Genomic DNA, 17,785 nt, shown 5'->3' on the forward strand with positions numbered 1-17,785 from the left:
CCCGTAGTTGCGGGCTGCTTACAGACCCATGTCCTTCGCGATGATCGACTTCATGATCTCGCTGGTGCCACCGTAGATGCGGTTGACGCGGTTGTCCGCGTACAGGCGGGCGATCGGGTACTCGTTCATGAAGCCGTAGCCGCCGTGCAGCTGGAGGCAGCGGTCGATCACCCGGTGGGCGACCTCGGTGCAGAACAGCTTGGCGCTGGCGGCCTCGGCCGGGGTCAGCTCACCGGCGTCGAGCGCCTCCGTGGCGCGGTCGGCGACGGCCTCGGCCGCGTCCACCTCGGCCTGGCAGGCGGCCAGTTCGAACTTGGTGTTCTGGAACGCGGCGACCGGCTGGCCGAAGACGACACGGTCCTGCACGTACTGCTTGGCGAACCGGACGGCCGCCTTGGCCTGCGCGTACGCGCCGTAGGCGATGCCCCAGCGCTCGGAGGCGAGGTTGTGGCCGAGGTAGTAGAAGCCCTTGTTCTCCTCGCCGAGGAGGTCCTCGACGGGCACCTTGACGTCGACGAACGCCAGCTCGGCGGTGTCGGAGGTCTTCAGGCCGAGCTTGTCCAGCTTGCGGCCGACCGAGTAGCCCTCGGCCTTGGTGTCCACGACGAAGAGGGAGATGCCGTGGCGGCGGTCCTCGGCGGTGGGCGCGGAGGTGCGGGCGCAGACGATCATGCGGTCGGCGTGCACGCCGCCGGTGATGAAGGTCTTGGAGCCGTTGAGGACGTAGTGCGTGCCGTCCTCGGAGAGCTTGGCGGTGGACTTCATGCCCGCGAGGTCGGAGCCGGTGCCCGGCTCGGTCATCGCGATCGCCCACATCTCCTCGCCGGAGACGAACTTCGGCAGGAAGCGCTTCTTCTGCTCGTCGGTGGCGAGCAGCTTGATGTAGGGCAGGCCGAGCAGCACGTGCACGCCGGAGCCGCCGAAGGAGACGCCCGCGCGGGCGGTCTCCTCGTAGAGGACGGCCTCGAACTTGTAGGAGTCGATGCCGGCGCCGCCGTGCTCCTCGTCGACGCGGATGCCGAAGACGCCCAGCTCGGCGAGCTTGTAGTAGAAGTCGCGCGGCGCCTGGCCGGCCGCGAACCACTCGTCGTAGACCGGAACGACCTCGGCCTCGATGAAGGCCCGCAGGGTCTCCCGGAACGCCTCGTGATCCTCGTTGAACACCGTACGGCGCACCGCCGCCACCTCCACCTGGCTCAAGGGTCCATATCTAAGCGCTTGCTCAGAGTTTCACCGTACCGGCGGGTAGGGAGGGGCGTCCAGGGGGATCAGTCCGTAACGCTCGTCACTCCCCGGCCGCCGCGAAGGCCCCCCGCGCCATCCGGTGCAGCAGTCGGGCGGTGGCCGCACGGCCCGGCAGGGAACCCGGTCGGCCGAGGTGCGGGGTGGAGTTCAGCAGGCCGAAGACGGAGTGCACCGCGGAGCGGGCCGCGGGCTCGGCGAGGCCCGGGTACACCGCGCGCAGGGCCTCCACCCACAGCTCGACGTACTGCCGCTGGAGCTGGCGGACCAGTTTGCGGTCGCTCTCGCGCAGGCGGTCCAGCTCGCGGTCGTGCAGGGTGATCAGGGGACGGTCGTCGAGCGCGAAGTCGATGTGCCCTTCGATGAGCGAGTCGAGGACCGCCGCCGCAGACCCCCCGTCAGCCTCCGCCAGACGGTGCTTCGCGCCCGTCAGGAGCTGGCCGCTGATGCCGACCAGCAGCTCCGCGAGCATCGCGTCCTTGCCCGGGAAGTGCCGGTAGAGCCCGGGGCCGCTGATGCCGACCGCGGCTCCTATCTCGTCGACCCCGACCCCGTGGAACCCGCGCTCGGCGAAGAGCCGCGCGGCCTCCTTGAGGATCTGCTCGCGGCGGGTGGGGGCGTCGGTTCTCGTGGCCATGGAGGCAATTCTAGACAGGGGCGTTAGCGGTCGTTAACCTGGAGGAAATGGTTAACGCTCATTAACAGGCGATCACTGGGTGAGGGGACCGCGAGGATGGAACAGGCACCGGAGCTGACGAGCGCGGCCGATCCCGCCTCTCAGGCCTGGCGGGCCAACGAGCAGGCGCACCGCGCGCTCGTCGACGAGCTGCACGGCAAGCTCGCCGCGGCCCGCCTCGGCGGCGGGGAGAAGGCGCGGGCGCGGCACACCGCGCGCGGGAAGCTGCTGCCCCGGGACCGCGTCGACACCCTGCTGGACCCCGGGTCGCCGTTCCTGGAGCTCGCCCCGCTCGCCGCCGACGGGATGTACGAGGGACAGGCCCCGGCCGCCGGGGTCATCGCGGGGATCGGGCGGGTCGCCGGCCGCGAGTGCGTGGTCGTCGCCAACGACGCCACCGTCAAGGGCGGCACCTACTACCCGATGACGGTGAAGAAGCATCTGCGGGCCCAGGAGATCGCCCTGGAGAACCGGCTGCCGTGCCTCTGTCTGGTCGACTCCGGAGGCGCCTTCCTGCCCATGCAGGACGAGGTGTTCCCGGACCGGGAGCACTTCGGGCGGATCTTCTACAACCAGGCCCGGATGTCCGGGGCCGGTATCCCGCAGATCGCGGCCGTGCTGGGCTCGTGCACGGCCGGCGGCGCCTACGTCCCGGCCATGAGCGACGAGGCGGTCATCGTGCGCGGCCAGGGCACGATCTTCCTGGGCGGGCCCCCGCTGGTGAAGGCCGCCACCGGCGAGGTCGTCACGGCGGAGGAGCTGGGCGGCGGCGAGGTGCACGCGCGTGTGTCGGGCGTGACCGACCATCTGGCGGAGGACGACGCGCATGCGCTGCGCATCGTCCGGAACATCGTCGCCACGCTCCCCGCGCGCGGGCCGCTCCCCTGGTCGGTCCGGCCGACCGTCGAGCCCAAGGTCGACCCCTACGGGCTCTACGGCGCCGTCCCCGTCGACTCCCGTACCCCCTACGACGTACGGGAGGTCATCGCGCGCGTGGTCGACGGCTCCCGGTTCGCGGAGTTCAAGGCCGAGTTCGGGCAGACCCTGGTCACCGGCTTCGCCCGGATCCACGGCCACCCGGTCGGCGTCGTCGCCAACAACGGCATCCTGTTCTCCGAGTCCGCCCAGAAGGGCGCCCACTTCATCGAGCTGTGCGACCAGCGCGGGATCCCGCTGGTGTTCCTGCAGAACATCTCCGGGTTCATGGTCGGCCGGGACTACGAGGCCGGGGGCATCGCCAAGCACGGCGCCAAGATGGTGACGGCCGTGGCGTGCACGCGCGTGCCGAAGCTGACGGTCGTGGTCGGCGGGTCGTACGGCGCCGGGAACTACTCGATGTGCGGCCGGGCCTATTCACCCCGGTTCCTGTGGATGTGGCCGGGCGCGAAGATCTCCGTCATGGGCGGCGAGCAGGCCGCGTCGGTCCTCGCGACCGTCAAGCGGGACCAGCTGGAGGGGCGCGGCGAGGAGTGGCCGGCCGAGGCGGAGGAGTCCTTCAAGGCTCCGATCCGCGCCCAGTACGAGCGCCAGGGGAACGCCTACTACGCCACGGCCCGCCTCTGGGACGACGGCGTGATCGACCCGCTGGAGACCCGGCAGGTGCTGGGCCTGGCCCTGACCGCCTGCGCCAACGCGCCACTGGGCGACCCCCAGTTCGGCGTCTTCCGGATGTGAGGACCCATGTTTGAAACGGTGTTGGTGGCCAACCGGGGCGAGATCGCCGTCCGGGTCATCCGCACGCTCCGGGCGCTCGGCGTGCGCTCGGTGGCCGTCTTCTCCGACGCCGACGCGGACGCCCGGCACGTCCGGGAGGCCGACACGGCGGTCCGGATCGGCCCGCCGCCCGCGGCGCAGAGCTATCTGTCGGCCGAGCGGCTGCTGGCGGCGGCGGCCCGCACCGGCGCGCAGGCCGTCCACCCCGGGTACGGCTTCCTCGCGGAGAACGCGGCCTTCGCACGCGCCTGCGAGGAGGCGGGGCTGGTCTTCGTCGGGCCGCCCGCCGACGCGATCGCCCTGATGGGCGACAAGATCCGCGCCAAGGAGACCGTGCAGGCCGCCGGGGTGCCGGTGGTCCCCGGCGGACGCGACCCCGACCTGGCCGCCGCCGCCCGCGAGCTGGGCGCGCCCGTGCTGCTCAAGCCGTCGGCCGGCGGAGGCGGCAAGGGGATGCGTCTGGTGCGGGATCTGGCCGTGCTGGACGAGGAGATCGCCGCCGCCCGCCGCGAGGCCCGCGCCTCCTTCGGCGACGACACGCTCCTCGTCGAACGCTGGGTGGACCGCCCCCGGCACATCGAGATCCAGATCCTGGCCGACGGCCACGGGAACGTCGTCCACCTCGGCGAGCGCGAGTGCTCGCTGCAACGGCGGCACCAGAAGGTCGTCGAGGAGGCGCCCAGTGTGCTGCTCGACGAGAGGACCCGGGCCGCGATGGGCGAGGCGGCGGTCCAGGCGGCCCGCTCCTGCGGGTACCGGGGCGCGGGCACGGTGGAGTTCATCGTGCCGGGCGTCGACCCGTCGTCCTACTACTTCATGGAGATGAACACCCGTCTGCAGGTGGAGCATCCGGTGACGGAGCTGGTCACCGGGCTCGATCTGGTGGAGTGGCAGCTGCGGGTGGCGGCCGGCGAGCCCCTGTCCTTCGGACAGGAGGACGTCCGGCTGACCGGGCACGCGGTCGAGGCGCGGATCTGCGCCGAGACCGTGTCCGTCAAAGAGGGCGCGCGCGGGTTCCTCCCCTCCGGCGGGACGGTCCTGCGGCTGCGCGAACCCCAGGGCGACGGCGTCCGCACCGACTCCGGGCTCAGCGAGGGCACGGAGGTCGGCAGCCTGTACGACCCGATGCTGTCCAAGGTGATCGCCTACGGCCCCGACCGGGAGACCGCGCTCAGAAAGCTCCGGGCGGCCCTCGCGGAGACGGTCACGCTGGGCGTGCCGACCAACGCGGGCTTCCTGCGCCGGCTGCTGGCCCATCCGGCGGTGGTGGCGGGCGAGTTGGACACGGGGCTGGTGGAGCGGGTGGTGGACGAGCTGATCGCCTCCGAGGTGCCGGGGGAGGTCTACGCGGCGGCGGCGCTGCTGCGCCAGGCCGCGCTCGCCCCGGCGCCCGGCGCCGGCTGGGCAGACCCCTTCTCGGCCGCGGACGGCTGGCGCCTGGGGGGCGAGCGGGCCTGGACGGCACACCACCTGCAGGTGCCGGGGCACGACCCGGTGACCGTCCGCGTCCGCGGCGCGGCCGACGGCGGAGCCGAGGTGCTGGTGGCCGGGGAGGTCGCCCCGCGCCGGGGGTCCGGAGGCCTGCCCCCGCGGCCCGGCGGGGACGCCCGGTTCTCCTGTCTGCTCGACGGCGTCACGCACACCTTCACCGCGCTGCCGGACGGCACCTGGCTCGGCCGGGACGGCGACGCCTGGCAGGTGCGCGACCACGACCCCGTCGCCGCCTCCCTCACCCGCGGGGCCCACGCGGGCGCGGACTCGCTCACCGCGCCCATGCCCGGCACCGTCACGGTCGTCAAGGTGGCCGTGGGGGACGAAGTGGCCGCGGGGCAGAGTCTGCTGGTCGTCGAGGCGATGAAGATGGAGCACGTCATCTCCGCCCCGCACGCCGGCACGGTCGCCGAACTCGACGTGACCCCGGGCACGACGGTCGCCATGGACCAGGTGCTGGCCGTGATCACCCCGGCGGAGGAGGACCAGTGACACTCCCCATGGTCGTACCGGCCCCGGAGCTGCCCGCGCGGGTGCGCATCCACGAGGTCGGCCCACGCGACGGCCTGCAGAACGAGAAGTCGACCGTGCCGACGGCCGTCAAGGCGGAGTTCGTCCACCGCCTCGCCGAAGCCGGCCTCACCACCATCGAGGCCACCAGCTTCGTCCACCCCAAGTGGGTGCCCCAACTCGCTGACGCCGAGCAGCTGTTCCCGCTGGTATCGGACCTGCCGGTGGCGCTGCCGGTCCTCGTGCCGAACGAACGCGGGCTGGACCGCGCCCTCGCGCTGGGCGCGCAGCGCGTCGCCGTGTTCGCCAGCGCCACCGAGTCCTTCGCGAAGGCCAACCTCAACCGCACGGTGGACGAGGCGCTGGCCATGTTCGAGCCGGTGGTGGCCCGGGCGAAGGCGCAGGACGCGTGGGTGCGCGGCTATCTCTCCATGTGCTTCGGCGACCCGTGGGAGGGCGCGGTCCCGGTCGACCAGGTCGTCCGGGTCTGCCGCGCCCTGCTCGACCTGGGCTGCGACGAGTTGAGCCTGGGCGACACGATCGGCGTGGCCACCGCGGGGCACGTCCGGGCGCTGCTGAGCGCGCTGAACGAACAGGGCGTCCCCACGGGCGCGTTGGCCGTGCACTTCCACGACACCTACGGCCAGGCGCTCGCCAACACCCTCGCCGCACTCCAGCACGGCGTCACCACCGTCGACGCCTCGGCGGGCGGTCTCGGCGGCTGCCCGTACGCCAAGTCCGCCACCGGCAACCTCGCCACCGAAGACCTCGTGTGGATGCTGCAGGGCCTCGGCATCGACACCGGGGTCGACCTCGGCCGTCTCGTCGCCACAAGCGAGTGGATGGCCGCCCGACTGGGCCGACCCAGCCCGTCCCGTACCGTCCGCGCCCTCTCCCACCAGGAGTGAACGACCATGGACCACCGTCTCTCCCCCGAGCTGGAAGAACTCCGCCGTACGGTCGAGGAGTTCGCGCACGACGTCGTCGCGCCGAAGATCGGCGACTTCTACGAGCGCCACGAGTTCCCCTACGAGATCGTCCGCGAGATGGGCCGCATGGGCCTGTTCGGGCTGCCGTTCCCCGAGGAGTACGGCGGCATGGGCGGCGACTACCTCGCGCTCGGCATCGCGCTGGAGGAACTCGCGCGCGTCGACTCCTCCGTGGCGATCACCCTGGAGGCGGGCGTCTCGCTGGGCGCCATGCCGATCCATCTCTTCGGCACGCCGGAGCAGAAGCGTGAGTGGCTGCCGCGGCTGTGCTCCGGCGAGCTGCTGGGCGCGTTCGGCCTGACCGAGCCGGACGGCGGCAGCGACGCGGGAGCCACGCGCACCACGGCCCGTCTCGACCTCGACACGGACGAATGGGTGATCAACGGCACCAAGTGCTTCATCACCAACTCGGGCACCGACATCACCGGGTTGGTCACGGTCACGGCGGTGACCGGCCGCAAGCCGGACGGCCGGCCGCTGATCTCGGCGATCATCGTCCCGTCCGGCACCCCGGGCTTCACGGTCGCGGCTCCCTACTCGAAGGTCGGCTGGAACGCCTCCGACACCCGCGAGCTGTCCTTCTCCGAGGTCCGCGTCCCGGCGGCGAACCTGCTGGGCGAACAGGGCCGCGGATACGCGCAGTTCCTGCGGATCCTCGACGAGGGCCGCATCGCCATCGCGGCCCTGGCGACCGGGCTGGCGCAGGGCTGTGTGGACGAGTCGGTGAAGTACGCCAAGGAACGGGAGGCGTTCGGCCGTCCGATCGGCGCCAACCAGGCCATCCAGTTCAAGATCGCCGACATGGAGATGAAGGCGCACACCGCCCGCCTCGCCTGGCGGGACGCGGCCTCGCGGCTGGTGGCCGGCGACCCCTTCAAGAAGGAGGCCGCCCTGGCGAAGCTGTACTCGTCGACGATCGCCGTCGACAACGCCCGCGACGCGACCCAGGTCCACGGCGGCTACGGCTTCATGAACGAATACCCGGTGGCCCGGATGTGGCGCGACTCCAAGATCCTGGAGATCGGGGAGGGCACGAGCGAGGTGCAACGGATGCTGATCGCCCGTGAGTTGGGGCTGACCGGCTGACCCACGCGAGCCCCGCGCGTCTTCACTTCCGCGGGGCCATCGGCGATCTCGTACCTGAAACAGTCTCCCGAAACCCCTCACGCCTTCAATGCACAGGTATGGCACAGAGAGCGGGCACCCCCTGGACACGAGCTGAGGTTAGGCTAACCTTCGTTCCGAATCGTCCCCGGGTGATCCACCCCGTTCGAAGGTAGCCAGACACATGTCCAACGCCAGAGCCGCTCGTCCCACCCGCCGTGGCATCCTCGCCGCCGGCGGCGCCCTCGGCCTCGGTGCCGTGCTCGCCGCCTGCGGTGACGAGGACGCGAGCAGCAGCGGCTCGGAATCGTCGTCGGCGGCGAGCGCCTCGGCCAAGTCCGGCCCCTGGACGTTCAAGGACGACCGCGGCACCACGGTGAAGCTCGACAAGATCCCCGCGAACATCGTCGCGTTCACCGGCGTCGGCGCCGCCCTCTACGACTACGGCATCCAGGTCAAGGGCGTCTTCGGCCCGACCAGGACCACCGACGGCAAGGCGGACGTCCAGGCGGGCGACATGGACGTCGCCAAGGTGACGATCCTCGGCAACGTCTGGGACGAGTTCAGCGTCGAGAAGTACGCGGCCCTCGCGCCCGACGTGCTCATCTCCACGATGTTCGACAACGCCGGCACCCTCTGGTACGTCCCCGAGGCCTCCAAGGACAAGATCGCCAAGCTCGCCCCGAGCGTCGGCGTCTCCGTCTACGACCGCCAGCTGACCGCTCCGCTGGAGCGCATGTGGGAGCTGGCGGAGTCCCTCGGCGCGGACCTGACCGCGGCCGCCGCCACCGACGCCAAGAAGAAGTTCGAGGACGCGGCCGCCCGGCTGCGCGCCGCCGCGAAGGCCAAGCCCGACCTCAAGGTGATGGCCGGTTCCGCGAGCGCCGACCTGTTCTACGTCTCCGGCACCAATCTCTCCATCGACCTGGAGTACTTCAAGGCCCTCGGCGTGAACTTCGTCGAGCCGCCGGAGAGCGCGAAGGCGCAGGGCGGCGGCTGGTACGAGTCGCTGAGCTGGGAGAACGTCGACAAGTACGCGGCGGACATCATCATGATGGACGACCGCTCGTCGACGATCCAGCCTTCGGCGATCACCGAGGCCACCTGGAAGAAGTTGCCTGCGGTGAAGGCTGGGCAGGTCATCGCTCGTTCGCCGGAGCCGATTCTGTCGTATGCGAAGTGCGTGCCGCTGCTGGAGAACCTTGCTGAGGCTCTTGAGAAGGCGAAGAAGGTCGCCTGAGATCGGGTGACTTGAGGTTGTGGGTTGGCTGCGGGTCCGTTGTGGCTGGGCGCGCCCCGCGGCGGAGCCGCATATCGACACAGCCCCGCGCCCCTAAGTGAGCTGCCCCGCCCCACGTTCGAGGAGTCCCCCCGTCATGGCCACCGCCGCCGATTCGCCGTTTCGGTTCTTCTCTCTTCAGGTCACGGGCGTGAGGCGACTCGGATCGTCTCTTGTGCGGGTCGGTTTCACCGGCCCGGATCTGCAGTACTTCTTCTCCGACGGGTTCGACCAGTCCCTGTCGCTGTTCATTCCGCCGCCGGGGCAGGTCGAGCCGCGGGTTCCCGTCGAGCTCGGGGACGGATGGTGGCAGGGGTGGCGGGAACTGCCCGACGACGTGCGGGCGGTGATGCGCTCGTACACGCTGCGGGCGCTGCGGCGCGATCCCGACGAGATCGACATCGACTTCGTGCTGCACACCCCCGCCGGTCCCGCCTCCGAGTGGGCCTCCCGGGCCTCGGCCGGGGACCGGGTCGTGCTGCTGGGGCCGGCCGTCGCCGACAACCGGGCGATCCGGTTCCGGCCCCCCGCGGACACCGACCTGGTCGTGCTGTGGGGCGACGAGACCGCCCTGCCCGCCGTCTCGTCCATCCTGGAGTCGCTGCCCGCGGGGCTGCGGGTGCGGGCGTGGATCGAGGCCCACGACTCCGGAAACGTCCACGAGTTGACCTCTCCGGCGGACGCCGAGGTGACCTGGCTGCACGCCGGTCGCTCCCTCGACGCGTTCCGCGCCGCCCGGCTCCCCGACGCCGAGCACCCCTACGTCTGGATCGCCGGCGAGTCGGGGTCCGTGAAGGCGCTGCGCCGGCACTTCGTCGGCGAGCGCGGGATCGACCGGCGTCGCGTCACCTTCGTCGGGTACTGGCGGCTGGGGATGACCGAGGAAGAGCTGCGCGCGGCCGAGTAGCCGGGGCCCCTCTCCTACGCACCTCTCTCAGGCGCCTCTCTTAGGCACTTCCCCACGCACTTCTCCCACGTGATCACGGTCACGGCAGAGGCACAGCCTCGAACGTTTTAGTTAGGTTAGGCTTACCTAAGTTTGACCCGGAACCTTGAATTCCGTTCCCCGGAGGACCTCCACCATGCGCTCGCACCTGCTCAATGACACGACCGCGGAGCAGTACCGCCGCTCCGTGACCGAAGGAGTGGAGCGGGTGGCCGCAAGACTCGCCGCCACCGACCGTCCGTTCACCGGCGTCACGGTCGACGCCCTCGCGCCCCGCATCGACGAGATCGACCTCGACCAGCCGCTGGGCGACACCGCCGCCGTGCTGGACGAGCTGGAGGAGGTCTACCTCCGCGACGCGATCTACTTCCACCACCCGCGCTACCTCGCCCACCTCAACTGCCCGGTCGTCATCCCCGCCGTGCTGGGCGAGGCGGTCCTCTCCGCCGTCAACTCCTCCCTCGACACCTGGGACCAGTCGGCCGGCGGCACCCTCATCGAGCGCAAACTGATCGACTGGACGAACGAGCGCATCGGCCTCGGCCCCGCCGCCGACGGCGTGTTCACCTCCGGCGGCAGCCAGTCCAATCTGCAGGCGCTGCTGCTGGCCCGTGAGGAGGCCAAGACCGACTCGCTCGCCGACCTGCGCATCTTCGCCTCCGAGGTCAGCCACTTCAGCGTCAAGAAGTCCGCGAAACTGCTCGGCCTGGGCCAGGACTCCGTCGTGTCGATCCCCGTCGGCGCCGACAAGCGGATGCAGACCGTGGCCCTCGCCCGCGAGCTGGAGCGCTGCCGCCAGGACGGCCTCGTCCCCATGGCCGTCGTCGCCACCGCCGGCACCACCGACTTCGGCTCCATCGACCCGCTGCCCGAGATCGCCGAGCTGTGCGAGCAGTACGCCGCATGGATGCACGTCGACGCCGCCTACGGCTGCGGTCTGCTCGCCTCCGTGAAGTACCGGGACCGGATCGACGGCATCGAGCGTGCCGACTCCGTCACCGTCGACTACCACAAGTCCTTCTTCCAGCCGGTGAGTTCGTCCGCCGTGCTGGTCAAGGACGCGGCCACGCTGCGGCACGCCACCTACCACGCCGAGTACCTCAACCCGCGCCGCATGGTGCAGGAGCGCATCCCCAACCAGGTGGACAAGTCCCTGCAGACCACCCGTCGCTTCGATGCGCTCAAGCTGTGGATGACCCTGCGCACCATGGGCGCCGACGGCATCGGGCAGCTCTTCGACGAGGTCTGCGACCTGGCCGTCGAGGGCTGGAAACTGCTCGCCGCCGACCCCCGCTTCGACGTCGTCGTGGAGCCGTCGCTGTCCACCCTCGTCTTCCGCCACATCCCCGCCGCCGTCACCGACCCGGCCGAGATCGACCGCGCCAACCTCTACGCCCGCAAGGCCCTGTTCGCCTCCGGCGCCGCGGTCGTCGCGGGCACCAAGGTCGGCGCCCGCCACTACCTCAAGTTCACCCTGCTCAACCCCGAGACGACGGCCGACGACATCACGGCCGTCCTCGACCTGATCGCCGGCCATGCCGAGCAGTACCTGGGAGAGTCCCTTGACCGCGCTTCCTGAGCCCGCCCCCGTGAAGGACACCTACGACTTCGTGGGCATCGGGCTCGGCCCCTTCAACCTCGGCCTCGCCTGTCTCACCGAGCCGATCGACGCGCTCGACGGTCTCTTCCTGGAGTCCAAGCCCGACTTCGAGTGGCACTCCGGCATGTTCCTCGACGGCGCCCATCTGCAGACGCCGTTCATGTCGGACCTGGTCACACTGGCCGACCCGACCTCGCCGTACTCCTTCCTCAACTATCTGAAGGAGAAGGGCCGGCTGTACTCGTTCTACATACGCGAGAACTTCTACCCGCTGCGCGTCGAGTACGACGACTACTGCCGCTGGGCCGCGAACCGGCTGCGCAGCGTGCGGTTCGGCACGACGGTCGCCGAGGTGACCTACGAGGACGAGCTGTACGTCGTACGGACGACCGCCGGCGAGGTGTTCCGCGCCCGTCGTCTGGTCCTCGGCACCGGCACGCCCCCGTACATCCCCGAGGCCTGCGCCGGCCTGGGCGGCGACTTCCTGCACAACTCCCGCTATCTGCAGCACAAGGCGGAACTGCAGAAGAAGGAGTCGATCACGCTGGTCGGCAGCGGTCAGTCGGCCGCCGAGATCTACTACGACCTGCTCAGCGAGATCGACGTCCACGGCTACCGGCTGAACTGGGTCACCCGCTCCGCGCGCTTCTTCCCGCTCGAGTACACCAAGCTCACGCTGGAGATGACCTCCCCGGAGTACATCGACTACTTCCGCGAGCTGCCGGAACGCACCCGCTACCGGCTCACGGCCGAGCAGAAGGGCCTGTTCAAGGGCATCGACGGCGATCTCGTCGACGAGATCTTCGACCTGCTCTACCGGAAGAACCTCGGCGGCCCGGTCCCCACCCGGCTCATCACCAACTCCTCGCTCAACAGCGCGCGTTACGCCGACGGCTCGTACACCCTCTCCTTCCGTCAGGAGGAGCAGGAGAAGGACTACGAGCTGAGCTCACAGGGGCTGATCCTGGCCACCGGCTACAAGTACGCCGAGCCGGAGTTCCTCGCCCCGATCCGGGACCGACTGCGCTACGACTCCCACGGCAACTTCGACGTGGCCCGCAACTACGCCATCGACACCACGGGCCGGGGCGTGTTCCTGCAGAACGCCGGTGTGCACACGCACAGCGTCACCTCCCCCGACCTCGGCATGGGCGCGTACCGCAACAGCTACATCATCCGTGAGCTGCTCGGCAGCGAGTACTACCCGGTCGAGAAGTCCATCGCGTTCCAGGAGTTCGCCGTATGACCTTCACCTTCCGCCCCCTGGACCCGCTCAGCGACGCGGAACTGCTGCACTCCTGGCTGACGCACCCGAAAGCCGCCTACTGGATGATGCAGGACGCCGAACTGGTCGACGTCGAGCGCGCCTACATGGACATCGCCGCCGACCCGCACCAGCAGGCCCTGCTCGGGCTGCGGGACGGCGTACCGGTCTTCCTGATGGAGCGGTACGACCCGGTCCACCGCGAACTGGTCGGTCTGTACGAGCCGTTGCCCGGCGACGTCGGCATGCACTTCCTCACCCCGGCGACCGACACCCCGGTGCACGGCTTCACCCGGGCCGTCATCACGGCCGTGATGGCCCACCTCTTCGAGGACCCGACCGTGCGGCGGGTCGTCGTCGAGCCGGACGTGTCCAACACGGCCGTCCACGCCCTGAACGAGGCCGTCGGGTTCGTGCCCGAGCGGGAGATCCAGAAGCCGGAGAAGACGGCGTTGCTGAGTTTCTGCACCCGGGAGAGCTTCCTCGCGGCGACGGCGGTGTCCGCGTGAGCCTCTCCGACGCCGTGGCCCACCTCTCCCCCGAGCGCTGGGAGAAGGCCAACCGACTCCTCGTCCGCAAGGCCCTCGCCGAGTTCGCGCACGAGCGGCTGCTCGACCCACAGCTCCAGGGCGAGCACTACGTCGTCCGCAGCGACGACGGGCTGACGTACTACCGCTTCACGGCCGTCCGCCGCGCCCTCGACCACTGGCAGGTGGACGCCGACTCGATCACCCGCACCCGCGACGACGTCGAACTCCCGGTCGCCGCGCTGGACTTCTTCATCGAGCTGAGGAAGGCGCTGGGCCTGAGCGAGGCGATCCTCCCCGTCTATCTGGAGGAGATCTCCTCCACCCTCTCCGGCACCTGCTACAAGCTCACCAAGCCGCGGATCACGTCGGCGGAGCTGGTGGGCAGCGGCTTCCAGGCCATCGAGACCGGGATGACCGAGGGCCACCCCTGCTTCGTCGCCAACAACGGCCGGCTCGGCTTCGGCATCCACGAGTACCTGTCGTACGCGCCGGAGACGGCGAGCCCGGTCCGGCTGGTGTGGCTGGCCGCCCACAGGTCGCGCGCCGCGTTCACGGCCGGGGTCGGCATCGAGTACGAGGCCTTCCTGCGGGAGGAGCTGGGCGAGCAGACCGTCGAGCGGTTCGCCGGCGTGCTGCGCGAGCAGCGCCTCGACCCGGACGACTTCCTGCTCATCCCCGTCCACCCCTGGCAGTGGTGGAACAAGCTCACCGTCACCTTCGCGGCCGAGATCGCGCGCGGGAACCTGGTGTGCCTGGGCGAGGGCGACGACGAGTACCTGGCCCAGCAGTCCATCCGGACGTTCTTCAACTCCTCGCACCCCGAGAAGCACTATGTGAAGACGGCCCTGTCCGTCATCAACATGGGCTTCATGCGCGGACTGTCGGCCGCCTACATGGAGGCGACCCCGGCCATCAACGACTGGCTGGCGCAGCTCATCGACAACGACCCGGTGCTGAAGTCGTCCGGCCTGTCGATCATCCGGGAGCGGGCGGCCGTCGGCTACCGGCACCTGGAGTACGAGGCGACCACGGACCGCTACTCGCCGTACCGCAAGATGCTGGCGGCCCTGTGGCGGGAGAGCCCGGTGACCTCCCTCGGGGACGGCGAGTCGCTCGCGACCATGGCCTCCCTGATCCATGTGGACGACGAGGGCAGGTCGGTGGCCGGCGCGCTCGTCGAGCAGTCGGGCCTGGCCCCGACCGACTGGCTGCGCCACTACCTCCAGGCGTACTACACACCCCTGCTGCACAGCTTCTACGCCTACGACCTGGTCTTCATGCCGCACGGCGAGAACACGATCCTGGTGCTGAAGGACGGGGTCGTGCAGCGGGCGATCTACAAGGACATCGCCGAGGAGATCGCCGTCCTGGATCCGGACGCGGTGCTGCCGCCGGAGGTCCGGCGCATCCGCGTCGAGGTGCCCGAGGACAAGAAACTGCTGTCCCTCTTCACCGACGTCTTCGACTGCTTCTTCCGCTTCCTCGCCTCCGACCTGGCCCGCGAGGGGATCCTGGAGGAGGACGACTTCTGGCGCACGGTCGCCGACGTCACCCGCGCCTACCAGGAGGCCAACCCCGAACTGGCCGACAAGTTCCGCCAGTACGACATGTTCGCCCCCGAGTTCGCCCTGTCCTGCCTCAACCGCCTCCAGCTGCGCAACAACGAGCAGATGGTGGACCTGGCGGACCCGTCGGGCGCCCTCCAGCTGATCGGAACCCTGAAAAATCCCGTCACGGGGTTCTGATCGAGACACCCGGATCCCCCGAGTACGGTCCTCGGGGGATCCGTCGCGTCTCCGGACGGTTCTGCGTGCGGACAGCACGGGCATATGAACGTACAGCCCCATCACAGAGAGTGGCGCTACGGTCCGTGTCTTGCCGTGCCCGCTCCGTGGGGAGTCGATTCATGTACGAGCACCTCGCACAGCAAGCCCCGCACGACCCGAAGTCCGCCTCCGGGAACCTCCCGGAACACGCCCCTGCCGTCCGCGCGTACGCCGAGGCCTTCTGTCCGGAGCCGCGCGACGCCACCGACCTGGCCGGTCACGTCCTCGCGCGCGGCTCGCAGTTACAGGGGCCCGATTTACGGACGGCGCTCCTCGCCGACGTACGGCGCACCGCCGACAACTGGCTGCGCGACGGGCGGTCCGAACTGCTGCACCCGGAGTTCCGTGCCTGGTCGCAGCGGGCCGCCGAGGCCTTCGGCCCCACCGACACCCTGCGCCGCGCGGAGCACAGCTCGGTGTTCCTGGCCGCCTTCGAGCAGCTGGCCGACCAGTCGCGGGCCGCGCTGTGGCTGTGTCTGGCCGAGACCGGGGAGAGCGCGTCGGCGGCCAGGATCCTGAACACGTCCGAGGAGTTCGCCGAGTCCCTGGCGCAGTCGGCCCGCAGCCGCCTGGTCGACACCTTCCTGCGTCTGCGCGCCGACCGCACCGCCGACCCCGGTTGCGTCCACTACGGCGGCATGCTCGGCGTCATCGCCCGCGGCACACATCGTGAGGCGCCCGCGGAACTCGCGCAGCACCTGGACGCCTGCCGCTTCTGCGCCCATGACCTGCGGCTGCTGCGTACGCTCGCGTCGGGCGACGCGCAGGAGGTGCGGCGGCTGCTCGTCGACCAGGTGCTGGTGTGGGGTGGGCCCGCGTACCGCGAGGCCCGTCCGACGGACCAGGCGCCTGCCGCCGAGCCCGCCGCGCCTCCCGAGCCGGCCAGGGACGTCCGTCGCAGGCCCGAGAGCCGGCGGCGCAGACGGCCGGTGTACCTGGTGGCGGTCACGGTGGTCGTCACGGCCGTGCTGACCACGGCGGTGCTGAGACTGCTGTCCGGCTCCGACTCCGCCGAGGGGGCCGAGGAGACCGGACGTCCCGAAGCCGGAGTGAGCGCCTCCGCCTCACTCGCTCCGGAGGGGCCCGCCTCGCCCTCTCCGGAGGGTTCCGCCTCGGCCTCCGCGCAGGGGTCCGCGTCGGCGTCTCCCACGGCCGGCGCCTCCACGGGCACGATCACGCTGGAGAGCGTGTCCACCGGACGCTGCGTCACCGGCCCCGCCGACAGCGCCTCCCCGAGCCCCGGCGCCGCCCGCCCGCCCGATCCCGTCCTGGCCGCCTGCGACCGCGATGGCAGCAGCGGCAGCGGCAGCGGCGCGACGCAGCGGTGGCGGGTGGTCCGCCTGGAGAAGGGAGCGGTCGCCCTGGTGAACGTCGCGTCGAAGCTCTGCCTGGACATCGCGGGCGACCGGGTCGAGGGCGACGCGATGCAGCAGCGGCCGTGCGCGTACGAGCAGGGCGCCGACGCGCCCTTCCCCGAGGACCAGGCGTTCCTGCCGATGTCCGCGGCCGGTGACTCGTTCGTCCTGATCTGCCAGGACAACCCCGAGATCGCCCTCGGGGCACGCTCCGGCAGGCCCGCGATGCTGGCGACAGGCGCCTACGGCAAGGCGGTTCGCTTCGCGCTCGACGACGGGGCGGCGAACGCGCTGGGTTGGTGACCGCCCGGTGCCAGAATTCCCCCATGGCGGAAATCATCCAGAAGGACGGCACCTGGGTCTTCGACGGTGACGCGCTGCGGCTGACGCCGGGCCGGGACAAGGGCGTCTCGCCGCTGCGCCGGGAGCTGGGTGAACTGACGGTCCCGCTGGGGGCGTTGGCGGGGATCTCGTTCGAACAGGGCAAGAAGGCCGGGCGGCTCAGGCTGCGGCTGCGGGACGGCTCCGATCCGCTGCTGCTGGCCACCGGCGGCCGGCTGACCGAGCCGCACGACCCGTATCAGCTGACCGTGGAGTCCGACCGGTACGGGGTCGCCGAGTACGTCGTCGACGAGGTGCGCCACGCGCTGACCCTGGAGCAGGCGCCGGCCGGACCGGTGGGCGCGTATCTGCTGCCGGGTCCGTCCGTGCCGGTCACGGCCGCCGCGGGGGACGGCACGGCGAGCTTCGACGGCGACCGGGTCCGGCTGGAGTGGAACTGGAAGACGGAGGACGCCAAGTCCGCCGCCGGGGCCCGCACGATCGGGCTCTCGGACATCACGGGCGTCGAATGGCAGCCGGCGGTCGGCCTGGAGAACGGCCATCTGCGGTTCACCGTGCGCAATGCGCCCACCAAGGCCCCGCCGAAGTACGACCCCAACGCCGTCGAGCTGTGGGGCTTCAAGAAGGATCCGCTGATGGCGCTGGTCGCGGCGGCGGTACAGGCCCGGCTGCCGCATCCGGCCGCCGCCCCCGACGACGCCGTGCCCCTGGAGCCCTCCCCCGCCTCACCCGGCGGCTCCGGGGACGACCACGACGCCCTGCTGCGCCGGCTGCGGGAACTGGGCGAGCTGCACCGGGACGGGATCCTGACGGACGACGAGTTCGCCATGGCCAAACAGGCGGTCCTCAAGCGCCTGTAGGGCGCCCGAGGACCGCCTGCGGGTGTCAGGAATCGTGCGCCCCGCCTTCCGGGCGCAT

General features: G+C 70.8%; 14 protein-coding genes. 12 read left to right on the top strand and 2 right to left on the bottom strand.

The window, feature by feature from the left end; genetic code table 11:
* Window positions 1–18: 18 nt before the first annotated feature.
* Together ABZ725_RS26770 and ABZ725_RS26775 are read right to left on the bottom strand one after the other, a co-directional pair.
* Window positions 19–1,176, bottom strand: a complete 1,158-nt coding sequence (locus tag ABZ725_RS26770) for an acyl-CoA dehydrogenase family protein (RefSeq protein WP_358805303.1) — start codon at window positions 1,174–1,176, stop codon at window positions 19–21.
* Between the two features lie 109 nt (window positions 1,177–1,285).
* Entirely contained in the window at window positions 1,286–1,879 is a 594-nt protein-coding gene (locus tag ABZ725_RS26775; protein ID WP_358805113.1) for a TetR/AcrR family transcriptional regulator, read from the bottom strand.
* Window positions 1,880–1,975: 96 nt separating this feature from the next.
* Between ABZ725_RS26775 and ABZ725_RS26780 the strand changes: the two genes are divergently transcribed.
* The 12 genes from ABZ725_RS26780 (at window position 1,976) to ABZ725_RS26835 (ending at window position 17,727) form a co-directional block, all read left to right on the top strand.
* A complete protein-coding gene (locus ABZ725_RS26780) occupies window positions 1,976–3,592 on the top strand; it encodes a carboxyl transferase domain-containing protein (RefSeq protein ID WP_358805114.1) in 1,617 nt (538 codons plus the stop codon).
* Between the two features lie 6 nt (window positions 3,593–3,598).
* The gene (locus ABZ725_RS26785) at window positions 3,599–5,614 is read left to right on the top strand and encodes a biotin carboxylase N-terminal domain-containing protein (RefSeq protein WP_358805115.1); all 2,016 of its coding nucleotides are present in this window, start codon (window positions 3,599–3,601) and stop codon (window positions 5,612–5,614) included.
* A gap of 8 nt (window positions 5,615–5,622) precedes the next feature.
* A complete protein-coding gene (locus ABZ725_RS26790) occupies window positions 5,623–6,540 on the top strand; it encodes a hydroxymethylglutaryl-CoA lyase (RefSeq protein ID WP_358805304.1) in 918 nt (305 codons plus the stop codon).
* 6 nt (window positions 6,541–6,546) lie between these two features.
* A complete protein-coding gene (locus ABZ725_RS26795) occupies window positions 6,547–7,707 on the top strand; it encodes an acyl-CoA dehydrogenase family protein (RefSeq protein ID WP_351906650.1) in 1,161 nt (386 codons plus the stop codon).
* Between the two features lie 202 nt (window positions 7,708–7,909).
* Entirely contained in the window at window positions 7,910–8,965 is a 1,056-nt protein-coding gene (locus ABZ725_RS26800; protein WP_358805116.1) for an ABC transporter substrate-binding protein, read from the top strand.
* A gap of 136 nt (window positions 8,966–9,101) precedes the next feature.
* Window positions 9,102–9,911 carry a siderophore-interacting protein gene (locus tag ABZ725_RS26805; protein ID WP_358805117.1) on the top strand — a complete coding sequence of 270 codons (810 nt, stop codon included), beginning with the start codon at window positions 9,102–9,104 and terminating at the stop codon, window positions 9,909–9,911.
* A gap of 175 nt (window positions 9,912–10,086) precedes the next feature.
* Window positions 10,087–11,529 (top strand): lysine decarboxylase DesA, encoded by a 1,443-nt coding sequence (gene desA / locus ABZ725_RS26810; RefSeq protein WP_358805118.1) that lies wholly within the window; start codon window positions 10,087–10,089, stop codon window positions 11,527–11,529.
* Complete coding sequence (locus tag ABZ725_RS26815) at window positions 11,513–12,796, top strand: SidA/IucD/PvdA family monooxygenase (RefSeq protein ID WP_358805119.1); 1,284 nt, start codon at window positions 11,513–11,515, stop codon at window positions 12,794–12,796. Before desA ends, ABZ725_RS26815 begins: the two co-directional genes overlap by 17 nt.
* The gene (locus ABZ725_RS26820; RefSeq protein ID WP_358805120.1) at window positions 12,793–13,323 is read left to right on the top strand and encodes a GNAT family N-acetyltransferase; all 531 of its coding nucleotides are present in this window, start codon (window positions 12,793–12,795) and stop codon (window positions 13,321–13,323) included. The genes ABZ725_RS26815 and ABZ725_RS26820 overlap by 4 nt, the downstream gene beginning before the upstream one ends.
* The gene (locus ABZ725_RS26825) at window positions 13,320–15,089 is read left to right on the top strand and encodes an IucA/IucC family siderophore biosynthesis protein (protein WP_358805121.1); all 1,770 of its coding nucleotides are present in this window, start codon (window positions 13,320–13,322) and stop codon (window positions 15,087–15,089) included. The genes ABZ725_RS26820 and ABZ725_RS26825 overlap by 4 nt, the downstream gene beginning before the upstream one ends.
* Window positions 15,090–15,250: 161 nt before the next feature.
* Window positions 15,251–16,828 (top strand): RICIN domain-containing protein, encoded by a 1,578-nt coding sequence (locus ABZ725_RS26830; RefSeq protein ID WP_358805122.1) that lies wholly within the window; start codon window positions 15,251–15,253, stop codon window positions 16,826–16,828.
* 23 nt (window positions 16,829–16,851) lie between these two features.
* The gene (locus ABZ725_RS26835; RefSeq protein WP_358805123.1) at window positions 16,852–17,727 is read left to right on the top strand and encodes a DUF4429 domain-containing protein; all 876 of its coding nucleotides are present in this window, start codon (window positions 16,852–16,854) and stop codon (window positions 17,725–17,727) included.
* Window positions 17,728–17,785 lie beyond the last annotated feature (58 nt).

The organism is Streptomyces sp. NPDC006872 (assembly GCF_040635845.1).
In the GTDB taxonomy this organism is placed as follows: Bacteria; Actinomycetota; Actinomycetes; order Streptomycetales; family Streptomycetaceae; genus Streptomyces.